Below are 1,188 nucleotides of genomic sequence, written 5' to 3' on the forward strand. Positions count from 1 at the left end.
AAAAACCATTACTACTCAATAATTTTAGAAACGATACCTGCACCGACAGTACGACCACCTTCACGAATAGCAAAACGCAATTTTTCTTCCATTGCAATCGGAACAATCAAAGAAACATCCATAGCAACATTATCACCAGGCATAACCATCTCGGTACCTTCTGGGAGAGAAACTATACCCGTAACATCTGTAGTACGAAAATAAAATTGAGGACGATAATTCGTAAAAAACGGAGTGTGACGACCACCCTCATCTTTCGTTAAAATATAAGCCTCAGCCTTAAATTTAGTATGAGGAGTAACAGAACCCGGCTTCGCCAAAACTTGACCACGTTCAATTCCTTCACGATCAATACCACGAAGAAGCGCGCCAATATTATCACCAGCCTGCCCCTGATCCAAGAGCTTACGGAACATTTCAACGCCTGTGACAGTCGTCTTAGAAGTCGGACGGATCCCAATGATCTCAATTTCCTCACCAACCTTAATAACACCACGTTCAACACGACCAGTAACAACAGTTCCTCGACCGGAAATTGAAAACACATCTTCAATAGGCATCAAGAATGGCTGATCAACCGGACGCTCGGGTGTCGGTATATAATTATCAACCTCACTCATCAGAAGACGAACCGCGTCTTCGCCAATAGCTTTATTCGTATCTTCAAGAGCCGCCAACGCCGAACCCTTAACAACAGGAATATCATCCCCTGGAAAATCATATTTCGACAAAAGCTCACGAACCTCAAGCTCAACAAGCTCTAAAAGCTCAGCATCATCAACCTGATCAACTTTATTGAGAAAAACAACAATCGCGGGAACACCAACTTGGCGTGCAAGCAAGATATGCTCACGCGTCTGAGGCATCGGACCATCAGCTGCAGAAACAACCAAAATCGCGCCGTCCATCTGAGCGGCACCCGTAATCATATTCTTTACATAATCCGCGTGTCCCGGACAATCAACATGGGCATAATGCCTGTTATCCGTTTCATATTCAACATGCGCCGTAGAAATAGTAATTCCACGTGCACGTTCTTCCGGTGCCGCATCAATTTGGTCATACGCCTTAAATTCACCAAAATACTTGGTGATCGCCGCAGTCAGAGAGGTCTTCCCATGATCAACGTGACCAATCGTACCAATGTTAACATGCGGCTTCTTACGTTCAAATTTGCTCTTCGCCATT

General features: G+C 44.5%; 1 protein-coding gene. It reads right to left on the reverse strand.

Translation table 11 applies throughout. The annotated features are described in order from the left end of the window. Positions 1–11: 11 nt before the first annotated feature. Positions 12–1,187, reverse strand: a complete 1,176-nt coding sequence (tuf, locus tag WCP75_RS05010; protein ID WP_336277137.1) for an elongation factor Tu — start codon at positions 1,185–1,187, stop codon at positions 12–14. Position 1,188: the final 1 nt, after the last annotated feature.

Origin of the sequence: Bartonella numerosa, from assembly GCF_037070845.1 — a bacterium.
In the GTDB taxonomy this organism is placed as follows: Bacteria; Pseudomonadota; Alphaproteobacteria; order Rhizobiales; family Rhizobiaceae; genus Bartonella.

What these genes read in the sequence shown, in the direction of transcription:
- tuf (WP_336277137.1), bottom strand. Translation starts at nt 1,187, where the DNA reads ATGGCGAAGAGCAAATTTGAACGTAAGAAGCCGCATGTTAACATTGGT.